This window comes from Rhodococcus sp. ARP2 (assembly GCF_001029585.1).
GTDB classification, from domain to species: Bacteria; Actinomycetota; Actinomycetes; order Mycobacteriales; family Mycobacteriaceae; genus Rhodococcus_F; species Rhodococcus_F erythropolis.
On record NZ_LEKE01000052.1, the window covers coordinates 80,605 to 105,452 of the forward strand.

The 24,848-nt window shown below is 62.8% G+C and carries 23 protein-coding genes; 14 read left to right on the forward strand and 9 right to left on the reverse strand.

Going from position 1 to position 24,848, the window contains the following annotated elements:
* Nucleotides 1–49 precede the first annotated feature (49 nt).
* A complete protein-coding gene (gene rpsA, locus ABX74_RS12935) occupies nt 50–1,537 on the forward strand; it encodes a 30S ribosomal protein S1 (RefSeq protein WP_019748632.1) in 1,488 nt (495 codons plus the stop codon).
* 174 nt (nt 1,538–1,711) lie between these two features.
* On the opposite strand, the gene ABX74_RS29905 is transcribed toward rpsA, so the two are convergent.
* Nucleotides 1,712–1,927: a hypothetical protein gene (locus tag ABX74_RS29905; RefSeq protein ID WP_003944056.1), complete on the reverse strand. Its 216-nt coding sequence runs from the start codon at nt 1,925–1,927 to the stop codon at nt 1,712–1,714.
* Nucleotides 1,928–2,086: 159 nt separating this feature from the next.
* Between ABX74_RS29905 and coaE the strand changes: the two genes are divergently transcribed.
* Nucleotides 2,087–3,301, forward strand: a complete 1,215-nt coding sequence (gene coaE / locus ABX74_RS12940; protein WP_021334024.1) for a dephospho-CoA kinase — start codon at nt 2,087–2,089, stop codon at nt 3,299–3,301.
* Nucleotides 3,302–3,305: 4 nt separating this feature from the next.
* On the opposite strand, the gene ABX74_RS12945 is transcribed toward coaE, so the two are convergent.
* Entirely contained in the window at nt 3,306–3,824 is a 519-nt protein-coding gene (locus ABX74_RS12945; protein ID WP_047888960.1) for a DUF402 domain-containing protein, read from the reverse strand.
* Nucleotides 3,825–3,910: 86 nt separating this feature from the next.
* Between ABX74_RS12945 and uvrB the strand changes: the two genes are divergently transcribed.
* The 3 genes from uvrB (at nt 3,911) to ABX74_RS12960 (ending at nt 7,635) form a co-directional block, all read left to right on the forward strand.
* Complete coding sequence (gene uvrB, locus ABX74_RS12950) at nt 3,911–6,073, forward strand: excinuclease ABC subunit UvrB (RefSeq protein ID WP_019748629.1); 2,163 nt, start codon at nt 3,911–3,913, stop codon at nt 6,071–6,073.
* A 45-nt stretch (nt 6,074–6,118) separates the two neighbouring features.
* On the forward strand, nt 6,119–6,994 hold the full coding sequence (locus ABX74_RS12955) for an SCO6745 family protein (RefSeq protein ID WP_029538185.1): 876 nt from the start codon (nt 6,119–6,121) through the stop codon (nt 6,992–6,994).
* Between the two features lie 188 nt (nt 6,995–7,182).
* The gene (locus ABX74_RS12960; protein ID WP_019748627.1) at nt 7,183–7,635 is read left to right on the forward strand and encodes a universal stress protein; all 453 of its coding nucleotides are present in this window, start codon (nt 7,183–7,185) and stop codon (nt 7,633–7,635) included.
* Between the two features lies 1 nt (nt 7,636).
* On the opposite strand, the gene ABX74_RS12965 is transcribed toward ABX74_RS12960, so the two are convergent.
* The 3 genes from ABX74_RS12965 to ABX74_RS12975 all read right to left on the reverse strand — a co-directional run bounded on the left by ABX74_RS12965 (nt 7,637) and on the right by ABX74_RS12975 (nt 11,528).
* Nucleotides 7,637–8,098, reverse strand: coding sequence for a DUF732 domain-containing protein (locus ABX74_RS12965; protein ID WP_019748626.1), 462 nt, complete (start codon nt 8,096–8,098; stop codon nt 7,637–7,639).
* A gap of 83 nt (nt 8,099–8,181) precedes the next feature.
* Complete coding sequence (locus ABX74_RS12970; protein WP_047888961.1) at nt 8,182–10,464, reverse strand: HelD family protein; 2,283 nt, start codon at nt 10,462–10,464, stop codon at nt 8,182–8,184.
* A 131-nt stretch (nt 10,465–10,595) separates the two neighbouring features.
* The gene (locus tag ABX74_RS12975) at nt 10,596–11,528 is read right to left on the reverse strand and encodes a DoxX family protein (RefSeq protein ID WP_003944048.1); all 933 of its coding nucleotides are present in this window, start codon (nt 11,526–11,528) and stop codon (nt 10,596–10,598) included.
* A gap of 217 nt (nt 11,529–11,745) precedes the next feature.
* On the opposite strand from ABX74_RS12975, the gene ABX74_RS12980 reads away from it, so the two are divergent.
* Nucleotides 11,746–12,225, forward strand: coding sequence for a DUF2716 domain-containing protein (locus ABX74_RS12980; protein WP_020907890.1), 480 nt, complete (start codon nt 11,746–11,748; stop codon nt 12,223–12,225).
* A 28-nt stretch (nt 12,226–12,253) separates the two neighbouring features.
* Here the strand turns inward: ABX74_RS12980 and ABX74_RS12985 are convergent, their stop codons facing one another.
* Nucleotides 12,254–12,940, reverse strand: a complete 687-nt coding sequence (locus ABX74_RS12985; protein WP_020969731.1) for an MBL fold metallo-hydrolase — start codon at nt 12,938–12,940, stop codon at nt 12,254–12,256.
* A 174-nt stretch (nt 12,941–13,114) separates the two neighbouring features.
* Between ABX74_RS12985 and uvrA the strand changes: the two genes are divergently transcribed.
* Entirely contained in the window at nt 13,115–16,075 is a 2,961-nt protein-coding gene (uvrA, locus tag ABX74_RS12990; protein ID WP_024487477.1) for an excinuclease ABC subunit UvrA, read from the forward strand.
* Between the two features lie 72 nt (nt 16,076–16,147).
* Here the strand turns inward: uvrA and ABX74_RS12995 are convergent, their stop codons facing one another.
* Nucleotides 16,148–16,858 (reverse strand): alpha/beta fold hydrolase, encoded by a 711-nt coding sequence (locus tag ABX74_RS12995; protein ID WP_019748620.1) that lies wholly within the window; start codon nt 16,856–16,858, stop codon nt 16,148–16,150.
* A gap of 80 nt (nt 16,859–16,938) precedes the next feature.
* Between ABX74_RS12995 and ABX74_RS13000 the strand changes: the two genes are divergently transcribed.
* Nucleotides 16,939–17,649 carry a helix-turn-helix transcriptional regulator gene (locus ABX74_RS13000; protein ID WP_019748619.1) on the forward strand — a complete coding sequence of 237 codons (711 nt, stop codon included), beginning with the start codon at nt 16,939–16,941 and terminating at the stop codon, nt 17,647–17,649.
* A gap of 5 nt (nt 17,650–17,654) precedes the next feature.
* On the opposite strand, the gene ABX74_RS13005 is transcribed toward ABX74_RS13000, so the two are convergent.
* Nucleotides 17,655–18,071, reverse strand: a complete 417-nt coding sequence (locus ABX74_RS13005) for a DUF1801 domain-containing protein (protein ID WP_019748618.1) — start codon at nt 18,069–18,071, stop codon at nt 17,655–17,657.
* Between the two features lies 1 nt (nt 18,072).
* A complete protein-coding gene (locus tag ABX74_RS13010; RefSeq protein WP_020907885.1) occupies nt 18,073–18,441 on the reverse strand; it encodes a DUF1844 domain-containing protein in 369 nt (122 codons plus the stop codon).
* A 370-nt stretch (nt 18,442–18,811) separates the two neighbouring features.
* On the opposite strand from ABX74_RS13010, the gene infC reads away from it, so the two are divergent.
* The 6 genes from infC to pheT all read left to right on the forward strand — a co-directional run bounded on the left by infC (nt 18,812) and on the right by pheT (nt 24,837).
* Nucleotides 18,812–19,504: a translation initiation factor IF-3 gene (infC, locus tag ABX74_RS13015; protein WP_047888962.1), complete on the forward strand. Its 693-nt coding sequence runs from the start codon at nt 18,812–18,814 to the stop codon at nt 19,502–19,504.
* Between the two features lie 43 nt (nt 19,505–19,547).
* Nucleotides 19,548–19,742 carry a 50S ribosomal protein L35 gene (rpmI, locus tag ABX74_RS13020; protein ID WP_003944043.1) on the forward strand — a complete coding sequence of 65 codons (195 nt, stop codon included), beginning with the start codon at nt 19,548–19,550 and terminating at the stop codon, nt 19,740–19,742.
* A gap of 63 nt (nt 19,743–19,805) precedes the next feature.
* Nucleotides 19,806–20,195 (forward strand): 50S ribosomal protein L20, encoded by a 390-nt coding sequence (rplT, locus tag ABX74_RS13025; RefSeq protein WP_019748616.1) that lies wholly within the window; start codon nt 19,806–19,808, stop codon nt 20,193–20,195.
* A gap of 23 nt (nt 20,196–20,218) precedes the next feature.
* Nucleotides 20,219–21,049, forward strand: coding sequence for a TrmH family RNA methyltransferase (locus ABX74_RS13030; RefSeq protein ID WP_007736261.1), 831 nt, complete (start codon nt 20,219–20,221; stop codon nt 21,047–21,049).
* Nucleotides 21,050–21,219: 170 nt separating this feature from the next.
* Nucleotides 21,220–22,290: a phenylalanine--tRNA ligase subunit alpha gene (pheS, locus tag ABX74_RS13035; protein ID WP_047888963.1), complete on the forward strand. Its 1,071-nt coding sequence runs from the start codon at nt 21,220–21,222 to the stop codon at nt 22,288–22,290.
* A gap of 60 nt (nt 22,291–22,350) precedes the next feature.
* Nucleotides 22,351–24,837: a phenylalanine--tRNA ligase subunit beta gene (gene pheT / locus ABX74_RS13040; RefSeq protein WP_019748615.1), complete on the forward strand. Its 2,487-nt coding sequence runs from the start codon at nt 22,351–22,353 to the stop codon at nt 24,835–24,837.
* Nucleotides 24,838–24,848 lie beyond the last annotated feature (11 nt).

The window sequence follows — 24,848 nt, forward strand, 5'->3', positions numbered from 1 at the left end:
CCGACAAAATCCATCAACCGACCACAACTCGTCCGGAGCAATTCAACATATGCCCTCCACAACCGTCACCTCGCCGCAGGTTGCCATTAACGACATTGGCTCCGCCGAGGACTTCCTCGCCGCCATCGATGCCACGATCAAGTACTTCAACGATGGTGACATCGTCGAAGGAACCATCGTCAAGGTCGACCGCGACGAGGTTCTGCTCGACATCGGTTACAAGACCGAAGGCGTCATCCCTTCTCGTGAGCTCTCCATCAAGCACGACGTCGACCCCAACGAGGTCGTCTCCGTGGGAGATGCGGTCGAGGCTCTCGTCCTCACCAAGGAGGACAAAGAAGGTCGACTGATCCTGTCGAAGAAGCGCGCTCAGTACGAGCGTGCCTGGGGCACCATCGAGGAGCTCAAGGAGAAGGACGAGGCCGTCAAGGGCACCGTCATCGAGGTCGTCAAGGGCGGCCTCATCCTTGACATCGGTCTTCGTGGCTTCCTCCCCGCTTCGCTCGTCGAAATGCGTCGCGTCCGCGACCTCCAGCCGTACGTCGGCAAGGAGATCGAGGCCAAGATCATCGAGCTCGACAAGAACCGCAACAACGTGGTCCTGTCGCGCCGCGCATGGCTCGAGCAGACTCAGTCCGAGGTTCGCAGCGAATTCCTGCACCAGCTCCAGAAGGGCCAGGTCCGCAAGGGCGTCGTGTCCTCCATCGTCAACTTCGGTGCATTCGTGGACCTGGGCGGCGTAGACGGTCTGGTTCACGTTTCCGAGCTGTCTTGGAAGCACATCGATCACCCGTCCGAGGTTGTCGAGGTCGGCACCGAGGTCACCGTCGAGGTTCTCGACGTCGACCTGGACCGCGAGCGCGTCTCCCTGTCGCTCAAGGCAACGCAGGAAGATCCGTGGCGTCAGTTCGCCCGCACGCACGCCATCGGCCAGATCGTGCCCGGCAAGGTCACGAAGCTGGTTCCGTTCGGTGCATTCGTGCGCGTCGAAGAGGGAATCGAAGGCCTCGTTCACATCTCGGAGCTCGCTGAGCGCCACGTCGAGGTTCCGGACCAGGTTGTCGGCGTCGGCGACGATGCACTCGTCAAGGTCATCGACATCGACCTCGAGCGTCGTCGTATCTCGCTGTCGCTGAAGCAGGCCAACGAGGATTACAACGCCGAGTTCGATCCGTCCAAGTACGGCATGGCCGACTCGTACGACGAGCAGGGCAACTACATCTTCCCCGAGGGCTTCGATCCCGAGACCAACGAATGGCTCGAGGGCTTCGACAAGCAGCGCGAAGAGTGGGAGAACCGCTACGCCGAGGCTGAGCGTCGTCACAAGATGCATACCACTCAGATGGAGAAGACCGCTGCAGACGAGGCCGCTGAGGCTGCCACCGCTGCTGCCGGCTACTCCTCGGAGACGGCTGCTGCAGACGATGCTGAGGCTCCGGCTGCTGCCGGCTCCGCTCCGGCAGAGTCCGCTGGCGGATCGCTTGCCAGCGATGCGCAGCTCGCCGCACTTCGCGAGAAGCTGTCGGGCAACGCATAAGGATTACCGCTTGATCTGATCAAGCGAGATCTGTGAAGAACCCCGCCCCTGCACTTGCAGGGGCGGGGTTCTTTTCTCGGTCAGGTACCACTGGCGCGCGAAGAACTCAGTGAGTGAACACAGAAATGACCGGCACCGTAGGGTTGCCGGTCATTTTGTACTTCGTGAAAAAACTCAGTTTGCGGGAGCAGGCACCCAGTAGGTGGCGGTCGCTTCGGCTGTGCGCTTACGCATCGATGCGAAGCTGTGTCGGCCTTGGCTCACGAGCATCGTGAACCACGTACGACGGTGCTCTGCCAGGGCAAAAGCAACTTCGGGAAACTCTATGCAGTGCACGCCGTTCGGCATTCCGAGGCGGTGCTGACCGTGATGGTCGCGATCTGCTCGCATGGCGTCCACTTTCTCGAGAAGGTGCAGGTACAGGTGCGTTCGCTAGAACATAACCGCACGGTCACCGAAATTGTGGTATTTGAGCCTCGAACGCCTCGGCGTGTTCGATCGGTAGGCGTGTCTCAATCTCTCGGGCGCGGAGATGAGAGACTGTCGAGTGTGTTGAGAGTAGGCCTCACTGGAGGCATCGGAGCCGGTAAGTCGACAGTGTCGAAAATCCTCAGCGAACTGGGAGCCGTCATCGTCGACGCCGACCTGATCGCCCGAGAAGTGGTCGAGCCCGGTACTCCTGGCCTGGCCGCTCTGGTCGATGCATTCGGCGACGGGATTCTGTCCGAGGACGGCAGCCTCAACCGCCCCGCGCTGGCCTCGTTGGCGTTTGCCGACGACACGTCACGCGGAACTCTCAATGGCATCCTCCATCCACTTATCGGTGCGCGGACGATGGAGCAGATCTCGTCTGCGCCGTCGGATGCAGTGCTCGTTCAAGACATTCCGCTGTTGGTCGAGGGTTCGATGGCGCCGGCGTTCAACCTGGTCGTCATCGTCTACGTCGACGAGGAGGAACGAGTTCGACGCTTGGTGGGCTCACGCGGCATGCCGGAATCCGACGCTCGTGCGCGCATCGCAGCGCAGGCACATGACGATCAGCGTCGTGCGGTTGCCGACGTGTGGCTCGACAACAGCGGAGAGCCGGGTTCACTCGACGACGTGGTCCGCGACCTGTGGGCGAATCGACTTGTACCTTTCGAGAAGAACCTCCGCGAGCGCACGGTAGTACGTGCACTGCCGGAGCTGGCTCCAGCTGACCCGTCGTGGCCGGCACAGGCCGAACGGATCATCGGCCGGTTGTCGCTGGCGTCCGGCGACCGCGCGCGCCGTATCGATCACATCGGATCGACCGCGGTGCCTGGTCTCGATGCCAAGGACGTGATCGACATTCAGATCACTGTCGAGCACCTCGGCGTTGCCGACGACCTCGCGGAAGATCTGGCCGCTGCCGGGTTCCCCCGGATCGAGCACATCGTCGCCGACGACCCGAAACCGTCGTACCTCGGTGGTGAAACCGATCCGGCGGTGTGGGCAAAGCGGATTCACGGCAGTGCCGATCCAGGGCGCCGCGCGAACATTCACATTCGGGTGGACGGTTGGCCCGGTCAGCAGTTCGCGATCCTCTTCCGCGACTGGCTTCGCGCCGATGCGTCGGCGCGTGCCGAGTATGCAGAACTCAAGGTCAAGGCAGCCGAGAGTGCCGCAGGCATCGACGACTACGCCGCTGCGATCGACGCCTACCTGGGAGTCAAGACGCCGTGGTTCGACGCCGCTTTCCACCGGGCGTGGGAGTGGGCCGAGAAATCAGGCTGGTCCCTCTAACCGCTCAGCGCCACGTGACCGGCATGCCCACCGAGGTGAGCCAGGCGTCGAGATCGTGACCGTGGGCGGCGATGCCGTCGATAGCGCGGGCCGCGTTCAGCATCGCGCGCTCTGACGTCTTCGGGTCGAGAATCCCGGCGCTGTTCGCCTCGAGCAATTCGTCGACGTCGAGCAATTCGACGCTGTGTCCGGTCTGCACGATCAGGTCGAGGTAGTGGTCCTCGGAGGTCCAGACATGCTCGCCGCGGATGAAGTCGCCGATGTCGACATAGAAATCCCAGTCGCGGACATGCTCTGGTGTGAAGTGGAAAATCGATGCTCGAATTCCGAGTTCGGGAATGATCCAGGACTCCAGGTAGTGAAACCGGGGATGGTCGGCGTGGCGCGCCATGTACAGCCCCCACGGTTCTTCGCGGTAGTGCTCGACCGGGCGAACGAAACCCTTGGGATCGACGTTGGTGCGAGCTGCGATGTCGAAGGTTTCGACCTTCGGCCGGTGAATGTGGGGACGTTCCTCGCTCATGGTCGAAGAACCTACCGCCGAACTGCATTTTCGGCTGAACGCGGACGAGCAGGCATTGTGTCGGTGGGTGCGCCTACCCTGGTTTCATGGCGTTTGCTTCCGAACATCCCGTGGTCGCGCATTCCGAGTTTCGGCCGGTTGGTGACATCGAGCGCTCAGACGCGCGCTTCGAGGTCGTCAGCCCGTACGAACCGGCAGGCGATCAGCCGGCAGCTATCGCCGAGCTTGAAAAACGGATCAATGAGGGAGAGAAGGACGTTGTCCTCCTCGGTGCGACCGGTACCGGTAAGTCCGCGACAACAGCGTGGTTGATCGAAAAGCTGCAGCGCCCGGCTTTGGTGATGGCTCCGAACAAGACCTTGGCGGCTCAGCTCGCGAACGAGCTTCGGGAAATGCTTCCCAACAACGCGGTCGAGTACTTCGTCTCGTACTACGACTACTACCAACCCGAGGCGTACATCGCCCAGACGGACACTTACATCGAGAAGGATTCGTCGGTCAATGACGACGTCGAGCGGCTTCGCCACTCGGCAACGTCCAGCCTTCTGTCACGACGGGATGTGGTCGTGGTGGCCTCGGTGTCGTGCATCTACGGCCTCGGTACACCGCAGTCGTATCTCGATCGCTCGATTCAGCTCGACGTCGGTGTCGAGGTACCGCGCGACGCGTTCCTCCGTCTGCTCGTCGACGTTCAGTACAACCGCAACGACATGGCGTTCACGCGAGGTTCGTTCCGCGTGCGCGGCGACACGGTCGAGATCATTCCTTCCTACGAAGAGTTGGCGGTCCGCATCGAATTCTTCGGTGACGAGATCGAGGCGCTGTACTACCTACATCCACTGACCGGGGACATCGTTCGCCAGGTCGACACGGTTCGCATCTTCCCGGCGACGCACTACGTCGCCGGTCCTGAACGCATGGAGCGTGCAGCCAAGGACATCGAGGCGGAACTGGAAGAGCGACTCGCGGAACTCGAGGGCAAGGGCAAGCTTCTCGAAGCTCAGCGTCTGCGCATGCGAACGCAGTACGACCTAGAGATGATCAAGCAGGTCGGATTCTGCTCCGGCATCGAGAACTACTCGCGCCACATCGACGGCCGTGGCCCCGGAACTGCCCCCGCAACTTTGATCGACTATTTCCCCGAAGATTTCCTGCTGGTCATCGACGAGTCACATGTGACCGTTCCGCAGATCGGCGCCATGTACGAGGGCGATATGTCGCGCAAGCGCAACCTGGTCGAATTCGGATTCCGGCTACCGTCGGCAACCGATAACCGCCCTCTGACTTGGGAAGAATTCAGTAAGAGGATCGGTCAGACCGTCTACCTGTCGGCGACGCCCGGTAAGTACGAGTTGGGTCAGTCCGGCGGTGAGTTCGTCGAGCAGGTGATTCGCCCGACCGGATTGATCGATCCCGAGGTCATCGTCAAACCCACCAAGGGGCAGATCGACGATCTCGTTCACGAGATCCGTGAGCGTGCCGAACGTGACGAGCGTGTGCTGGTCACGACGTTGACCAAGAAGATGTCGGAAGACCTGACCGACTACCTTCTCGAACTCGGAATTCGCGTCCGGTATCTGCACTCGGATATCGATACGCTCCGGCGAGTCGAGCTGCTCCGGCAGCTCCGCCTGGGCGAGTACGACGTGTTGGTCGGCATCAACCTCCTGCGTGAGGGACTCGACCTCCCCGAGGTGTCGCTGGTCGCGATCCTCGATGCCGACAAGGAAGGCTTCCTTCGTAGCTCCACCAGCCTCATTCAGACGATCGGTCGAGCGGCTCGAAATGTGTCCGGCCAAGTACACATGTATGCGGACAAGATCACCGCATCCATGGCGCAGGCCATCGAGGAAACCGAGCGGCGACGCGAGAAGCAGGTCGCCTACAACGAGAAGATGGGCGTCGACCCACAACCTCTACGCAAGAAGATCGCGGACATTCTCGATCAGGTGTACGAGGAGGCAGAGGACACAGCGGCGTCCGTGGACGTCGGTGGTTCGGGTCGCAATGCGACGCGTGGTCGGCGTGCGCAGGGCGAGGCCGGTCGTGCGGTCAGTGCGGGTGTGTACGAGGGGCGCGACACCAAATCGATGCCTCGGGCCGAATTGGCAGATCTGGTCAAGGAACTCACCGATCAGATGATGAACGCTGCACGCGACCTTCAGTTCGAGTTGGCTGGGCGATTGCGAGACGAAATCTCGGATTTGAAGAAGGAGCTCCGAGGGATGGACGCCGCGGGTCTCAAGTAGGTCGCCTCGCGTGGGTTCGTGCTCTCGACCGCTACGGTTTCAGGTATGGATGCACAGACTGCAGGCAAGACCGCGCGGACTCTCGAACTTCTCCACTCGTTGGCGTACTTCGTCCCGGAGACGGAGAAGGAGCTTGTCGGCGTCGGGTTGGAGCCCGGCCGAATGGTGTACTTCGCGGGGCGATCAGCACCGCTCGGCGCTCCACCGGCGACTGTCGTCACGGCCACCTTCTTCAACTTCAATCCCGAACTGATCGCCAGCGTCATCCCACGTGCCTGGGAATTGGCAAGGCCCACAGAGGTTGTCGCCGCGCGGTATCGGGCAATCGACGCGGCGTACGTCCGCCTGTTCGGTGCGGACGTGACAGGATCGGCAGACATGGCCGAGGCCGCCGAACTCGTGTCGATCGCGGCTCAGAACATACCCGGAGTGGACGGCCGCCCCCTGTACGCGGGTTGGGCGTCGCTCGACTGGCCGACCGAACCGCACCTGCGTTTCTGGCACGCGCTGACACTGCTGCGTGAGTATCGCGGCGACGGCCACATTGCGGCTCTTCAGACCGCGGGATTGAACGGCCTGGACGCGTTGATCACGCACACCGCGACGGGAATCGGGTTTCAGCGTAAGTTCGCGCAGACTCGCCGCGGATGGTCGCAGGAACAGTGGGACGAGGCCGTCGAGAGTTTGAAGGACCGCGAACTGCTGGATCGTTCGTCCGGTGCACTGACCGAGGACGGGCAGGAACTGCGTGACGTCGTCGAAGACCTGACTGACGACCTCGCTTTGGCTCCGTGGGATGCGCTGGGTGAGGAGGGTGCCAAGCGGTTGCTGGAATTGGCGACGCCGTGGCGTACCGCCCTGGTCGAGCAAGAAGTTTTTCCGGCGGCGCTGTTCGGGCCCCGCTTCGGCAAACTTCGCTGAGTGGTCACCGCCGCACAAATGTGTCTGTGACGAAGAATCACATTCATTGTGGGCTTGTGGCGTGTACTGCAAATAACACTATCCGCGGCACAATCCCGCTAATGTCAGCGCAGCGGTTGTCGAGCGGGCGCAACAGCGTTGCGCCCGGTGCCGGCCGTACCGTCCGTCCCGTAACCATGGAGGAATGAATGAGTGCCTACCGGACCGTTGTCGTAGGAACCGATGGCTCCGAGTCGTCACTGAAGGCAGTCGACAGAGCTGCCGCCATTGCCAGTGGCTCGGACGCTCAGCTCGTCATCGCGTGTGCGTACTACCCGGCTGATCCCAAGGACGTGAGCGCTGCCGCTGATGCGTTGGGTAACGAGGCCTACCAGGTCACCGGTTCCGCTCCGACCTACGAGATCCTTCGCACCGCTCGTGAGCGCGCACATGCCCAGGGTGCAAAGGATGTTGTCGAGCGCGCTATCGTCGGCGCTCCCGTCGAATCGCTTCTCGCTTTGCTCGACGAGGTCAAGGGTGACTTGCTGGTCGTCGGAAATCGCGGATTGAACACACTGACCGGGCGTCTGCTCGGATCGGTGCCTTCCGATGCGGCGCGCAAGGCGACATCCGATGTCCTGATCGTGCACACCGTTCGCTGACCTACCGGCAGTAGTCGGCCTCGGCCGCATCGACGAACACTTCAGCCAGCTGATCGGCGCTGGGGGGCGTTGTCGATGCGGCCGAGTCGTTTCCGGTGGTGACCATCGGTTCGCTCGCGCCGTTCAGCGATACCGTCCGCAGATTCGCGATGATCATCGCTCGATCCGTGCCGGCCGCGAGTTGCTGGCAGACGCCGTCACCGAGCGCCTGCAACATGTCGTCGGAAAAGGCGGGCTTGACCCCCGTAGACGCGAGCGCCGCCCGCAACCGTTCGGCATCGTCTACCGGTTTTTCGGTCGGTGCGGCAGCAACGGCAGCGATGTCGTCGCTTCCTGCAGCAGCCGTTGAACTCGAATCATCCTCTGAACAACCGGCTGTCACCGCCGCAAGCATCCCGACACCGATCACCACGCGAGCGATCTTGCGGAAGGGTGCGGCGGAACTTGCGGGCAGGCCAAGCACGAGGGGTCATTCCTTCAGTCGTCGACACAAATTGGGGTGACACCACGATTCGTGGTGTCACGCACGAACCTACTCCGTGAGGCTCACGAATCGAAGGCCAACTCTGCTGCCGCGACGCCGTCGAGAACCGCGGGGAGCGACTCGACGTGAATGATGCCGAGCCTCTGGGTAGCGCGGGTCAACGCGACGTAGAGGTCGTTCATTCCGCGTGGTGACTCGTCGAGAATGTCGGCAGGTTCGACGATCAACACGGTGTCGAACTCGAGTCCCTTGACGTCCTTGACCGACAGGACACTTACGGTCTCACTCGCAATGCCCGCCAGATCGGCAACGACCTCGGAACCGGCGATCACTGCGGTGATACCGGGATGCGACTCGGACTCGATGCAACGGCGCACGGTCGATTCCAATTCTTCGGCAGTGGTCTTGAGTGCCCACGGCGCGAATCCGCTGTCGCGTACCGACCGGGGCACGGATTGCTCCGGGTCGATCTCTTCGAGCACACGGTGCGCGACATCCATGATCTCCGAGGGAGTTCGGTAGTTGACGGTCAGTTCGGTGAGCTTCCAGCGCTTGGCGACGTAAGGCTCGAGAATCTTCTGCCAGGACGAGGTTCCCGCGGGATCACCGGTCTGAGCTGTATCGCCGACCAACGTCATCCAGCGATTCGGTATGCGCCGCATCAGCATTCGCCACGCCATTTCGGAGAGCTCTTGGGCTTCGTCGACGATCACGTGACCGTAGGTCCAGGTTCGGTCGCCGGCAGCGCGTTCTGCCGTGGTCTGGCGCTGGCCCTGATCGTGGCGCTGGGCGAGTTGGCTGGCGTCGATCAAGTCGTACGCCATCAAGATCTCGGGGTCCAGCTCGTCTTCGAGATCCTGTGGTGCAGAGCCGGTGAGGATGTCGAGGGCGCCCTGGGCGTCGGCGATCTGCGCGCGCCATTCACGTTGTGCGCGTTCGCGTTCGGCGGCATCGTCGACTCCGAGGATCTCGGCCAGTTCATCGAGGAGGGGAGCGTCTGCCGCACTGAAACCCGGTCCGACGCTCTGCAGAAGCTCGTCGCGTTGGGCGTCGTCGAGTTGCGGCGCTGCCTTGGCCAACCTCGCCGGAGAGGTCCACAGTTCCGCGAGGATTTGCTGCGGCGACAATTCAGGCCACAGCTTTCCGATGGCGGACATGATGTCCGCGTCCTCACGCATCTCGTCGCGAATGTCGGCGATGTCGTCCCGACTGAGGAGTGAGCCGCCGTCCACGAGGTTGCCGCCGATGAGATCGGCCATCTGCAGTGCCAACGCCTCGATGACTGCTGCCACGAAGATCGGGCGCGCCAGGTTGTGTGGGCGACGCGACGACCGAGCACGTCCGCGAGCCTTCGTGACAGTCTTGCGATCCAGCTTCAAGTCGTACGTGTCGAATCGAAGGGTGATCGGCTTCGACGGGACTTCCTGCCGATCCCGGACGGCGTTCTTGAGTACGTCGAGGATCGCGAGGGAACCCTTGATCTCACCGGCGGCGAGGGAATCCGTTCGAGTCGCACGCACTCCGGGGTACAGGTCCCCGATCGTCGAGAGCAGAACTCCGGTCTCACCGAGTGAAGGAAGGACCTGGCTGATGTAGTCGAGGAACGTCGCGTTCGGCCCGATGATGAGAACACCGGCCTTGGCCAGTTGCTGGCGGTAGGTGTAGAGCAGGAACGCGGCACGGTGAAGTGCGACCGCGGTTTTGCCGGTGCCCGGACCGCCCTGGACCACCAGAACGCTTTTGTGCTCGGAGCGGATGATGGCATCCTGCTCACTCTGAATGGTCTCGACGATGTCGTTCATCTGACCCGTACGCGCTGCGTTCAGAGCGTCCAGGAGTGCGCTCTCACCGGCGACGCCACCGGCTTCGGTCACCACGCCGGCGGCTCGGGCAGCGTCGAGGTCCAGGTATTCGTCGTTGATTCCGGTGACTGTTCGGCTCCGACTGCGGATATGGCGTCGTCGCTTGACGCCCTCAGGTGCCGCGGGCGTCGCCAGATAGAACGGGCGTGCCATCGGAGCTCGCCAGTCGAGCAGTAGCGTTTCGTAGTCGTTGTCGGTGTCCAGAATTCCGAGTCGGCCGACGTAGCGTCGCTCGTCGTCGAAGTCGATGCGTCCGAAACACATTCCGTTCTCGGCTGCGTCGTACTTGGCGAGATCCTCGGTGTACATGGCATTGAAGGATTCGCGTTCACTGCGTGCTTGCGGGGTTCCGCCGGTCTCGAGGAGGACCGTGCTCAAGCGAGTTTGGGCATACTTTCGAAGATCGTCGAGACGGGAGTACAACATCGTCACGTACTGCTGCTCGAGCTCTTGCTCGTTCAGTGACGGGTCCGCGTCGGGCAAAGGATCTCCTAGGCTTGATGAGAAATTCACGCGCTGCAAAAGCGCCAAGACAGTCTAGTTCCCCCAGATGAACTGCCGCATAGATACAGGTCAGGCCACCCGAAGGTGGCCTGACCGTGTTTTCGGTGCACTCAGTGCGTCAATTCGTCCTTCTTGGCGCGAGCCTTTTCGAGCGCCTTCTCGGCGCGCTTTCGGGCACGCTTACCCAGTACCTCGGTCTGCTCCGACGCCGTTTCGGCCCACTCGTTGCTCTTTTCGAGCGCGAGTTCGGCGAACTCGGAGCTGCGCTTGCTCGCCAGCTCTGCCAGTTCGGCGCTGCGCTCGCGTGCGGTCTCGGCCAGTTCGGAGCCGCGCTTCTGCGCGACTTCGAGGATGTCCGGGCCGCGTTCTTTGGCGACCTCTCCGAATTCAGCGGCACGCTTGCTCGCGATCTCCGCGAACTCGGAGCTGCGCTCCTTGGCAAGTTCGAGCCAATCCGTGCCGTGCGCCTTCGCGGTTTCGGCAAGTTCGGAACCGCGTTCGGACGCCACCGACAGAGCGTGTTCGACGCGATCGCTCGTGTGATCGGTCTGCGATGCGACCAACGGAAGTGCCGCGGCGATAGACGCCTGAGCCTTCTTCGCGGCGCGGCGGCCACGCCAGCCGAGCGACGGCTTGCCCTCTGTGTCGACGGACGCGATCATCAGTCCGCCGAGCAGGCTGACGTTCTTGATGAAGTTGGTCCGCTGCATCGCTCGCAGTGACGGATCGGTTTCGTTCCAGAAGTCGTGACCGGCAAGCGTGGTCGGTACCAGGCTCCCCGCGAGGACCAACGACGCGAGACGCGGCGCCTTGCCGGTGGCCAGCAGGGCACCGCCGCCGATCTGGACGGCGGCGTTGATCTTGACGAGTGTTTCCGGATCAGCAGGCACCTTCTGCGTCACTGCTCCTGGCAGCGTCTCGACGGATTTGTCGATCAGCGGTGACGCTTTGGCTGCTCGCTGAGCGGGGTTGCGCAAAGCATCGATTCCCCCGGCGATGAAGATCGTGGAAAGCAGTGGACGAGCAATTCGACGTACCAGCATGTTTCAAGCCTCCCGATGTAGGTTCGTTTTCCACCCTAGCGATCTCACAAGGAATTGGTCCGGTTCGGCGATCCCGCGACGCCTGACCCGGTTGACGGATTCCTGGTCGCCGAAGCGCGCTGTACTGCGTCGATGACTTCTCCACCGATCCGGACACACCGTTCTGAAGTATCCGTTACCGCGTATCCGCATACGGCGTGTTCGAAGGTGTCACACAATGCGCACCGTTCGAGCACGATGGTGTTGTGACCACGAAGGTATCGCTGAGCCGACGCCGTCCGTGGTCTTCGATTTGGGTGCGGCGCCAGCTGCGACTCCAGGGGCGTGGGCCGCTCGCGTGGATGCGATCAACGCCGAAGCGTTGCGCTGTTTTGTCACCGATTGGAACGACGATCCCAACTTCGTCGTTCTGGATTGGCAGCATCCGGGCTACACCTTCGACGCGGAGGCGCATGCTGCCGCGAAAGAGTTGGCGGAGTGGCGTGTCCCGATCTATCCGAACGGCGACTACTACATATTCAGTCGAGACGACTTCACGGAAGGGACCTTCGGCCATCCGTGGGAACGCACGCTGTGTGTGTTCGGGGAACGGATGGTCGAAGGACTCGGCCGGACTCTGTCGACCTGGCTTCCGCGACTTCGCGTCGACGGTGAACAGGTCGACGATGAACAGGTCGATAGTCAGGAAGTCGGCTAGCAGGGTCCAGTACGGAGCAAGCGGAACGTCACCAACCGCGCTCGCGCCATTCCGCCAAGTGCGGGCGCTCGGTACCCAGCGTCGTGTCCTTGCCGTGCCCGGGGTAGACCACAGTCGCGTCGTCGTACCTTCCGAACAGCTTGTTTTCCACGTCGTCGAGCAGGGAAGTGAACTTCTCGGGGTCGGCGGTCTTTCCGACGCCTCCGGGGAAGAGTGAGTCGCCGGTGAAGAGGTGAACCTGCCCGTTCGGTTCGGTCAGAGCCAACGCAATGGAACCGGGCGTGTGGCCGGACAGGTGAATGACGTCGAGGCTCAGATTGCCAACTGTCACCTTGTCACCGTCTTCGAGGAGTACGTCCGGGGTGACGGGAAGGACCTCCGCGTCGAGAGGGTGAGCGGCGGTCGGCACCTTGGTGGCAGCGTGGACGTCCTGCAGAGCCAACCAGTGATCACCGTGTTGGTGGGTGGTGACGATGGAATCGAAAACAGGTGCTTCCTGTTCGATGAGCGCAATGATCTTCTCGGCCTCGTTGGCCGCATCGATCAGGAGAGATTTCCCGGTCGCGGAACAGACGACGAGGTAAGTGTTGTTGTCCATGGGGCCGACCGACATCTTCGTGATGACGGCGCCGTCGACTGTGCGCCGCTGAGGGGCAGAATCGGGGGAGACCTGACCGGTGTAGGAGTCGTCGATCACGATGGGCTGATTCGTCATGAAACGCAGGCTACCTTCGAATAGGGGCAGGTAGAGCGATGGGCTCGCCTGGTGAGAAAAACGTGTCGGTGGCTCGGCCTACGATGACGATCGCTCGAGGACTCGCGTTTGCGAGGCCACTCGAGACTTCTCCGGGGGGACGGCCCCGGACGATTGACAATGAAGGGAATTGGTGTGGCGGATCGCCTGATCGTGCGGGGTGCGCGTGAGCACAATCTGCGAGGAGTCGATCTCGACCTCCCGCGAGACAGCCTGATCGTCTTCACCGGGTTGTCCGGCTCCGGCAAGTCCAGCCTCGCGTTCGACACGATCTTCGCCGAAGGGCAGCGCCGTTACGTCGAGTCACTCTCGGCGTACGCGCGTCAGTTCCTCGGTCAGATGGACAAGCCCGATGTCGATTTCATCGAGGGATTGTCGCCGGCGGTGTCCATCGACCAGAAGTCGACCAACCGCAACCCCCGTTCGACAGTGGGCACGATCACCGAGGTCTACGACTACCTCCGGCTCCTTTATGCCCGCGCAGGTTCGGCGCACTGCCCGGTCTGTGGTGAGAAGATCGCACGTCAGACCCCGCAGCAGATCGTCGACCAGGTGCTCGAGATGGAGGAGGGCATCAAGTTCCAGGTCCTCGCACCAGTGGTCCGTACTCGTAAGGGCGAGTTCGTCGATCTCTTCGATCAGCTCAACACCCAGGGCTACTCGCGTGTGCGCGTCGACGGAGTCGTCCATTCGCTGGCCGATCCGCCGAAGCTCAAGAAGCAGGAAAAGCACGACATCGAAGTAGTGGTCGACCGATTGCAGGTCAAGGCGAGCTCGAAGCAGCGCCTGACCGACTCGGTCGAGACCGCACTTCGATTGGCCGAAGGCATCGTGGTCCTCGACTTCGTCGACCGCGAGGAAAATGCACCTGATCGCGAGCGTCGTTTCTCCGAGAAACTGGCCTGCCCGAATGGCCACGCACTCGCGATCGACGATCTCGAACCGCGCTCGTTCTCCTTCAACTCGCCCTACGGCGCCTGCCCGGAATGCACCGGCCTCGGTATCCGCAAGGAGGTCGACCCGGATCTGGTGGTTCCCGATCCTGACCTGAGTCTCGAAGACGGTGCAATCGCGCCGTGGTCGATGGGCCAGAGTTCCGAGTACTTCGGACGGTTGCTGTCCGGCCTCGGCGACATTCTCGGATTCGACATGAAGACGCCGTGGAACAAGTTGCCGGCGAAGGCCCGCAAAGCGATCCTCGAAGGCAGTGAGGAGCAGGTTCACGTCCGGTACAAGAATCGGTACGGCCGTACCCGTTCTTACTACGCGGAGTTCGAAGGTGTGATGCCGTTCTTGCACCGCCGGCTCGAACAGACCGAATCCGATCAGATGAAGGAACGCTACGACGGGTACATGCGCGACACCCCGTGCCCGGCGTGTGGTGGTGCTCGCCTGCGCCCCGAAATCCTGTCGGTGACTATCGCGGCGGGAGACTTCGGCAGTAAGTCCATCGCCGAGGTCTGTGAACTGTCGATCTCCGATTGCGCGGATTTCCTGAACAGCCTCACTCTCGGCTCGCGTGAAGAGGCCATCGCGGGTCAGGTCCTCAAGGAAGTTCAGGCGCGCCTCGGCTTCCTGCTCGACGTCGGCCTGGAATACCTTTCCCTCTCGCGAGCCGCGGGCACGTTGTCCGGTGGCGAAGCCCAGCGAATTCGCTTGGCAACGCAGATCGGATCCGGACTGGTCGGTGTGTTGTACGTGCTCGACGAGCCGTCCATCGGGCTGCACCAGCGCGACAACCGGCGACTGATCGAAACCCTGACGCGCCTGCGCGACCTCGGCAACACGCTGATCGTCGTCGAACACGACGAAGACACGATCCGTACATCCGACTGGGTGGTCGACATCGGACCGTACGCCGGCGAGCACGGCGGCAAGGTCGTCCACAGCGGACCGTACGAAGAACTGCTGACGTGTGAAGAGTCTTTGACCGGGGCCTACCTGTCGGGTCGCAGCTTCATCGAGGTTCCGGCCATTCGTCGGCCGGTGGATCGCAAACGCCAGGTCACGGTCGTCGGAGCTCGCGAGCACAATCTCGACGGCATCGACGTGAGTTTCCCGCTGGGTGTTCTCACCGCTGTCACCGGTGTCTCCGGTTCGGGCAAGTCGACGTTGGTCAACGACATTCTCGCGACCGTCATGGCGAACAAGCTCAACGGTGCACGCCAGGTGCCTGGCCGTCACACACGAATCAACGGTCTCGATCAGCTGGACAAGCTCGTGCAGGTCGATCAGTCTCCGATCGGCCGGACTCCGCGATCGAATGCGGCGACGTACACCGGTGTGTTCGACAAGATCCGAACCCTGTTCGCGGCCACCACGGAAGCGAAAGTCCGCGGTTACCAGCCCGGTCGATTCTCGTTCAATGTCAAGGGTGGACGCTGCGAAGCGTGCTCCGGCGACGGAACCTTGAAGATCGAGATGAACTTCCTGCCGGACGTGTACGTGCCCTGCGAGGTATGCCACGGCGCTCGGTACAACCGCGAAACGCTCGAGGTCCACTACAAGGGCAAGTCGATCGCCGAGGTACTCGACATGCCCATCGAGGAAGCCGCCGAGTTCTTCCAGCCGGTCACCTCTATTCACCGGTACCTCAAGACGCTGGTCGACGTCGGACTGGGCTATGTCCGACTGGGTCAGCCGGCACCGACCCTGTCCGGTGGTGAGGCGCAGCGCGTCAAGCTGGCCGCCGAGTTGCAGAAGCGGTCCACCGGTCGCACGGTGTACATCCTCGACGAGCCCACCACGGGTCTGCATTTCGAGGACATCCGAAAGCTCCTGATCGTGATCAACGGTCTGGTCGACAAGGGCAACAGCGTGATCGTGATCGAGCACAACCTCGACGTGATCAAGACGTCGGACTGGGTCGTCGACATGGGGCCCGAAGGTGGATCCGGCGGCGGAACCGTTGTGGCGCAAGGTACCCCGGAGGACGTTGCCGCGGTCCCCGAGAGCTACACGGGCAAGTTCCTCAGTGAGGTTCTCACCGCACAGCACGCGCCGGTCAAGGCCAAGCCGATCACCAAGAAGCGTGCAACGAAGGCAGTTGCCGCAAAGAAGGCGGCGCCACGGAAGAAAGCTGCTTCCGTGAGCTAGTGGAAGGTGAGGAAGTAGAAGTCGGTCAGTGATGCCGGGTCGGAATCCGATCCGGCATCACTGCTTTGTCGATCAGGAAGCGGCGGCCTCGAGGATCACCTGGGCGACGTCTTCGGGGCGCGACCACATCGGCCAATGGCCGGTCGGGAGGTCGACGTACGTCACGGGGAGTTTCGCCAGTTCGGCGGCCATCGGATGACCTCCGTCGGCCATCTGGGCAATCACCGCGGACGGGAACGTGCTGCAAACGACGGTTGACGGCACCTGGTAGCGCTTTTCGTTCGTCAGGACAATCGGCTCACGCGCCGGCCCGGCCGGTTCGGGGACGGCGTTGGCGCGAAACGCCTCGAGAGCCTTCTCGTCGAGTCCTTCGAGGCTGCTGCCGTCTGCTTCAAGTTCTGCCCACGTCGGCAGCGGTATCTCGACGACGTCAGCCGCCAGATCCGGTCGCAGCGCCGCGCCGTCGGGCATGGGACCTGAATCGACGTAGACGATCCGCGCGACTCGATCCGGGATGCGATCGGTTACCGCGTATCCCACCGGGCCGGCGCCGCTGTGTACGACCAGGACCGTACGTTCGTCTGAATCCGATACAGCGTCGATGACTGCGCGGACGTGGGCGTCGAAGGTGACCGCTGATCGATCTGCATCGACGGCGTCGAGTCCGGGCAGCGTCAGGCTGGTCACGCGGGTGGTGTCGGAGCGCTCGAGGTGGGGGAGGACTGCGTCCCAAGCCCATGAGCCGAGCCAGAATCCGGGAACAAGAACGATGTGAGTTTTCATGGACTCACTGTGCAATCAGGTTGGTGACAACAGAGTGTCACCAATTATGTCACTGTTTGGTATCGAAATCTGAGACACTGGTGAACGTGAATCGAGCTGCGAGATTGCACGCTCTCGTCGAAGAGCTTCGGCGACAGGGCGATCGAGGGGCTACGTGTTCCCGATTGTCCGAGGAATTCGGTGTCACCACCCGGACGATCAAGCGGGATATCGAGACTCTGATGATGTCGGGCGCGGCGATCGAGGCGCGCTCGGGCCCCGGGGGTGGATACCGACTCGTAGGTCGCGCCACGCTACCGCCGGTCAACTTCACTGTTCCGCAAGCAGTTTCAATCGCATTGGCCTTGACGGCGGCCGGTGACGCCCCGTTTGCGCCGGACGGACGAGCAGCTCTGGCGAAACTGCTCGACGTGATGGACGAGGAGAGTCGTCGTAAGGTCGCCGAACTCGGTGGCCGTGTGTGGATTCGCGGTGACGGCGGGGTAGTAGCGGATTCGCGCACGAACCGGCGGGCCGTCGAGCAGGGGCTCGAACAGAGTCGCGTCGTGTCGTTGCACTACGTGGACGGGGACGGTGCGGAGACGGTGCGGGCAGTTGAGCCGCACATTCTGGCGCAGGACCGTGGGCAGTGGTTTCTCATCGGCTGGTGTCGCCAGCGCGACGCGGTGCGGTGGTTTCGACTCGATCGAATGCGTCGGGCCACGCTCACGAACGATCACTTCACACCACGGGATTCGACCCTGTTCGGCCAACCGCCCGAAGACGCTCGGCCTGTAGCCCCACGAAGGTGACCTGTTCAGTCGATCATGTTGCGGGCTGCGGCAACGGAATCCGCGATCAGTTCGGTCAGGACTGCCATGTCGACGTCGCTCAGCCGTTTGACGTACAGGCAGCCCTTGCCGATCTTGTGCTTGCCGAGGCGCGCCAGTGTGTCGGTGTAGTCGTCGAAGTTCAGCGACAAATACAACGTGAGCGCGGTGGCCCTGGGGGAGAACCCGATCAGTGGGGTGTCACCTTCGTGGCCACTCGCATACCGGTAGTGCCGTGCCCCGAAACCGATGATGCTCGAGCCCCACATGACGGCAGGCTCGCCGGTCGCGGCCGACAGCAAGGAGATCAACTCCACGCTGTCGGCACGCTTGCGGTCGTCGACGCGTGAAATGAATGCGTCGACGTCCTCGGGCGTCGGTTGAGTCTTGTTGGCGGTTGCCAACTCAGTAGACCGGACCGGTGAACTTCTCGCCCGGTCCCTTTCCTGGCTCGTCCGGGTGCGAGGAGGCCTCACGGAATGCGCGCTGCAGGGCTTGAAGGCCTTCACGGATGGGTCCGGCGTGGGGGCCGAGGTATTCGACCGACGCAGTCACGAGTCCGGCAAGCGCCGTGATGACTCGACGAGCTTCGTCGAGGTCCAGATAGGGACTGGAAGACGGATCGGCGTCGGAGAGGCCGAGTTTTTCGGCAGCCGAACTCATCAGCATAACTGCGGCGCGGCTGATGACCTCGACCGCGGGAACTTCGGAGAGTTCGCGGACGTCGGGGTTCGCGCCGTCGGTGTTCTGATCTGCCTCGAAGTTCTCACTCATGGTTGTAAGGATTCCATCAGGCTGTGGTCGTGTTGAATCGGGCCTCTCCCGGCAGCACTGGGAGCGGCACCGATTTCTTTCATCTGTGGCGACCTGTTACTCTTGTTGCAACGACCGCCTCCGACTTGTTCGGGGGCAGCAAGTGGAGTCCGACTCCCACCTCTGCGCGGCAGGTAAAACTGCGGTTCAGTGGTTCCGGTCACCTGTTATCGGAGATCAATTCTTCGTCAGGTTCCTCGCTCAGTCGAGGAGATAGGTTTCGGCGTGAGCTGGATCTTATGTGATCGGTCGACATCGGGCCCCGCGGATGAGCAATCATCACAGCGGGGCTTTTTTGTTGGGGTGCGGGCGGTACGGGCTGCGTGCGGTCATGAAGACCGCACCGTTCAACCTAGGAGGCCCCATCAGCACTGAGACCCGCATCAACGATCGTATCCGCGTTCCCGAGGTTCGTTTGGTCGGACCTGGCGGGGAACAGGTAGGCATCGTGCGTGTTGAAGATGCACTCCGCTTGGCCCTTGAGGCCGACCTCGACCTGGTCGAGGTAGCTCCTGATGCCCGTCCACCGGTCTGCAAGATCATGGACTACGGCAAGTTCAAGTACGAGGCTGCGCAGAAGGCACGTGAGTCACGTAAGAACCAGCAGCTGACGGTCATCAAGGAGCAGAAGCTCCGACCCAAGATCGACGACCACGACTACGAGACCAAGAAGCGCAACGTCGTTCGCTTCCTCGAAGCCGGTTCCAAGGTCAAGGTCACGATCATGTTCCGCGGACGTGAGCAGTCACGCCCCGAACTCGGCTACCGCCTTCTGCAGCGTCTCGGAGCAGACGTCGCAGATCTCGGATTCGTCGAAACCTCGGCAAAGCAGGACGGCCGAAACATGACGATGGTCCTGGCACCGCACAAGGGCGCCAAGACTCGCGTCAAGGCGCAGGAGAGCGCTCAGGCGCCAGTGGCTCAGGCTGCTCCGCGTCCGGCTCCGGCCGCACCGGCTTCCAGTGAAGCAGCTCCGGAAGCACCGGCGACCGGCGATGCCGCTCCCGAGGCTCCGCCCAGCTAGTCGATTTCCCAAGATCCACCACGTAACAAGAACTGAGGACTCCATGCCCAAGATGAAGAGCCACAGCGGCGCCTCGAAGCGATTCAAGGTGTCCGGCAGCGGAAAGCTCATGCGCCAGAAGGCCGGCCGTCGCCACCTTCTCGAGCACAAGTCCAGCAGGGTTACCCGTCGTCTCGACGGTGTCGCTGTTGTCAGCCCTGACGACGCTCCGCGCATCAAGCGCATGCTCGGCATCTGAGTCGCCCCCTTACTGACCACCCGGGGCCGTACTTTCAGCCCCTAGATTGACAGGATTTTTCAAGTGGCACGCGTAAAGAGGGCGGTCAACGCCCAGAAGAAGCGTCGTTCAATTCTTGCTGCATCCAGCGGCTACCGTGGACAGCGTTCGCGTCTGTACACCAAGGCCAAGGAGCAGCAGCTCCACTCGCTCACCTACGCGTACCGCGACCGTCGTGCGCGCAAGGGCGAGTTCCGCAAGCTGTGGATCACGCGTATCAACGCTGCAGCTCGCGCAAACGACATCACGTACAACCGCCTCATCCAGGGCCTGCGTCTGGCAGAGGTCGAGGTCGACCGCAAGATCCTGGCCGAGCTCGCTGTCTCCGATGCCGAGGCCTTTGCCGGCCTGGTCGCACTCGCGAAGGCCGCTCTGCCGGCTGACGTGAACGCTCCTGCCGGAGAAGCAGCCTGATTCACGCATCACAGCAACGGCCCGTGGACCCGCTCACCGAGCGGACTCCGCGGGTCGTTTCTGCTGTCAAGCTCCTGCGCACAGCAGAACGACGCAAAGCAGGACGTTTCCTCGTCGAGGGCGAGAACTCGGTCACCGAACTGTTGAACGGTGCACTCTCGAACGGCGAGGCCCGCCCGGTACACGACCTCTTCTACACCGAGGACGCAGCCGAGCGCTATCAGCACGTCATCGATCGGGCGCTGACCGCTGGAGTTCGTGTTGCTCTTGTGACCGATCGAGCAATCAAAGCTCTGAGCGACACCGTCACGCCGCCCGGTCTCGTTGCCGTCAGCGATCTACTGGATGTACCGCTGAGCGCAGCCGTCCATCAGGAGACCCGCCTGCTCGCAGTGCCGGTCGAGGTCAACGAACCAGGTAACGCGGGCACCGTCATTCGCATCGCCGACGCAGTGGGTGCCGATGCGGCAATCCTCGCCGGTGACAGCGTCGATCCGCACAACGGCAAGGTCGTTCGTTCGTCGGCGGGCAGCCTCTTTCACCTGCCAGTCGTCCGCGATCGAGACACGGTGTCGGTGATCGAGCAGATTCGCGCAGCCGGCATTCAGATTCTCGCGACTGCAGCTGACGGCGAGGTCGATCTCGACGAGGCCGACGAGTTGCTGAGCAAGCCGACGGCCTGGCTGTTCGGTAACGAAGCTCACGGTCTCGATCCGGCGATCGCCGCGCAGGCTGATCATCGGGTCAGGATTCCGATCCATGGCCGCGCCGAAAGCTTGAACCTCGCGACAGCGGCGGCAATTTGCCTGTACGCAAGCGCGCGGGTGCAAAATCGCGCCACCGATCACGGCTGAAAACGCACGCGAAGACCTCACGGAATCCCATTTGCGGAAGCCTGAGACAATACAAGAGCAGAGACAATGCTCGAGCGAGTTCGAATGCTCGCTCGCAGTACAAGAAGTAAGCAGTACAAGAAGCACGCAGTACGAGAAGTAAACCGAGAAGCGACAGGAGCGTCACAGCCGTGGCCAAAAATGAGGGCGCGACACCGCCGGAGGTCGACGCGAGTGTACTCACCGAAGAGGCGTTGACCGCTGCGGCTGAGAACGCCGAGAAGGCGCTGGCGGACGCCGCTGACCTGGACGCGCTGGCGCACGTGAAGGTGGAGCACCTGGGGGACAAGTCCCCGATCGCCCTCGCGCGCCGGGGACTCGGCAGCCTTCCGGGCAAGGAAAAGGCGGACGCCGGTAAGCGCGTCAACATCTTCCGCACTCGGATCAACAACGCGTACGACGCTCGTCGTGAGGTCCTCCTCGCCGAGCGTGACGCCGCGGTGTTGGTTGCCGAGGCAATCGACGTCACTCTGCCCTCCGATCGCTACCCCGTCGGGGCGCGTCACCCGATCAGCCTGATTTCCGAGCAGGTCGCCGACGTATTCGTCGCGATGGGTTGGGAAGTTGCCGAGGGTCCGGAGGTGGAGACCGAGCACTTCAACTTCGACGCACTCAACTTCTTGCCGGATCACCCTGCGCGCACGATGCAGGACACCTTCCACCTGGCACCCGAGAACTCGCGCCAGGTGCTGCGTACCCACACCTCGCCGGTGCAGGTCCGCACCATGCTCTCGCGTGAGGTGCCGATCTACGTGGTGTGCCCGGGCCGCACGTTCCGCACCGATGAACTCGATGCGACCCACACGCCTGTCTTCTCGCAGGTCGAAGGCCTGGCCGTCGACAAGGGCCTGACCATGGCCAACCTGCGCGGGACTCTCGACGCGTTCGCTCGTGCCCTTTTCGGCCCCGAGACGCGTACCCGTATGCGCCCCAACTACTTCCCGTTCACGGAACCGTCGGCCGAGGTCGACGTCTGGTTCGCGAACAAGAAGGGCGGCGCAGGCTGGGTCGAGTGGGGCGGCTGCGGCATGGTCAACCCGAACGTTCTGCGCGCCAGCGGTATCGATCCCGACGAGTACTCGGGTTTCGCATTCGGCATGGGCCTCGAGCGGACCCTGCAGTTCCGCAACGGTATCCCGGACATGCGCGACATCGTCGAAGGTGACGTGCGTTTCACGCTGCCCTTCGGTGTCGCAGGCTGACCGATCCGGTCCGCGGAACCTTCACAAAGACTTATCGACAAACGAGAGAGCTGAGCAGACGTGCGAGTAGCGCAATCCTGGCTGACCGAGATCCTGCAGCGGGCAACTCCGGACTGGGAGGTGACCCCGGAAGAGTTGGACGCCGGGTTCGTCCGGGTGGGACTCGAAGTCGAGGAACTCGACACACTCGAGGCGATCGACGGCCCGTTGGTCGTCGGCAAGGTCGTCTCCATCACCGAACTGACCGAGTTCAAGAAGCCGATCCGCTTCTGCCAGGTCGAGGTCGGCGAACCCGAGCCTCGCGGCATCGTCTGTGGCGCGCGCAATTTCAACGAGGGTGACCTCGTCGTCGTTGCGCTGCCCGGCGCGGTGCTGCCCGGCGGATTCGAAATCGCCACTCGCAAGACGTACGGCCAGGTGTCCGACGGCATGATCTGCTCCGTCTCGGAACTCGGTATCGGCAAAGACCATTCGGGCATCTTGGTGCTCGAGCCTGGTACCGCCGAACCCGGCGCCGACGGCAACGAGTTGCTCGGTCTCGGTGACACGATCATCGAACTGAACATCACCCCGGACCGTGGCTACTGCTTCTCGGTCCGCGGTCTCACGCGAGAGCTCGCGTGCGGCTTCGATCTCGAATATGCCGATCCCGCTTCGGTTCCCGCGCACCCGGCTGAGGGTGAAGCCTGGCCGGTGCGCCTCGAACCGGAGTCCAAGGCTTCGCGTTTCGTGATGCGGAAGATCACGGGTATCGATCCGCAGGCAGTGAGCCCGTGGTGGCTGCAGCGTCGACTTCTGCTCTCGGGTGTTCGCCCGATCTCGCCGGCCGTCGACGTCACCAACTACGTGATGCTCGAACTCGGCCAGCCTCTGCACGCGTTCGATGCGACCTCGGTGCAGGGCGACCTGGTGGTCCGTCGCGCCAAGGCGGGGGAGAAGCTGACGACGCTCGACGACGTCGAACGCACGCTCGATCCCGAAGACGTTGTCATCGCCGACGATTCCGGAGTCATCTCGCTGGCTGCCGTCATGGGCGGCGCAACCACCGAGGTGGGAACGGCAACGACGGACATCCTCCTCGAAGGAGCTACTTGGGATCCGCTCGCAGTCTTCAAGACGGCGCGCCGGCACAAGCTGCCGAGTGAGGCGAGCAAGCGTTTCGAGCGCGTCGTCGATCCGGCGATTCCGCTCGCGGCCGTCGACCGCGCAGCCGCTCTGCTGGTCGAGATTGCCGGCGGACGGATCGAGCCGGTCCTGACCGACGTGGGCGATGTCGCCCCTCGCGCTGCCATTCGCATGGATATCGACCTGCCCGATCGTGTCGCCGGAGTCACGTACCCCAACGGCACCGCAGCTCGCCGCCTCACCCAGGTTGGCTGCAACGTCGAGGTCGGCGTCAGCGAAGAGGGACACGGCCAGTTGGTCGCGACGCCGCCGTCGTGGCGTCCGGACCTGGTGCAGCCTGCGGACCTCGTCGAGGAAGTTCTTCGCCTCGAAGGTCTCGAGCAGATCCCGTCGGTGCTTCCCGCCGCTCCGGCCGGACGCGGATTGACTCCGTCGCAGCGGCGTAAGCGCACGGTGTCGAAGGCCGTGGCTCACGCCGGTTACGTCGAGGTACTTCCTCCGGTCTTCCTGCCCACCAACGTCTTCGACGTCTGGGGCCTCGACGCGGATGATCCGCGCCGCAACACCAGCAAGGTCCTCAACCCGCTCGAAGCCGATCGTCCGGAGTTGGCGACCACGCTGCTCCCGGGTCTGCTGGAGATCCTGGCTCGCAACGCTTCTCGCGGTCAGCGTGATCTTTCGCTGTACGGCATCGCGCAGGTTGTCCTGCCGGGCCCCGATACCAAGCCGGTGGATGCATTGCCGGTGGATCGTCGCCCGACGGACGAGCAGATCGCGAACCTGATCGCGTCGTTGCCGGCTCAGCCCGTGCACATCGCTGCAGTGTTGAGTGGTTTGCGTGAGCCGAGCGGCCCCTGGGGTCCTGGCCGTCAGGCCGAGGCTTCGGACACTTTTGCAGCAGTGCGGGTCATTGCAGCTGCAGCAGGCGTCGAGGTGGAACTGCGTGCGGCGCAGTACCTGCCGTGGCATCCCGGCCGTTGCGCCGAGGTTGTCGTTGACGGCAACGTAGTCGGTCATGCGGGCGAACTGCATCCGGCTGTTCTCGAGCGTGCGGGATTGCCTGCGCGCACTTGTGCACTGGAAATCGACCTCGACGCTTTGCCGTTGGTCGAGAACCTGCCGGCGCCGCGCATTTCGCCCTTCCCCGCAGTGCTCCAGGACGTGGCGGTTGTTGTCGATCGCGATATTCCTGCGGCGAAGGTCCAGGAAGCTCTGCGTTCCGGCGGTGGCGAACTTCTCGAAGACATTCGCCTCTTCGACGTCTTCGAGGGCGAGCAGGTCGGTGAAGGCCGCAAGTCGCTCGCGTTCGCGTTGCGATTCCGTGGTGTCGACCGGACACTGACCGAGGACGAGGCAAGCGCGGCTCGCGATGCCGCGGTCGAGGCTGCCTCCAAGGCCGTCGGTGCGCAGATGCGCGGCTGATTTACTCAACT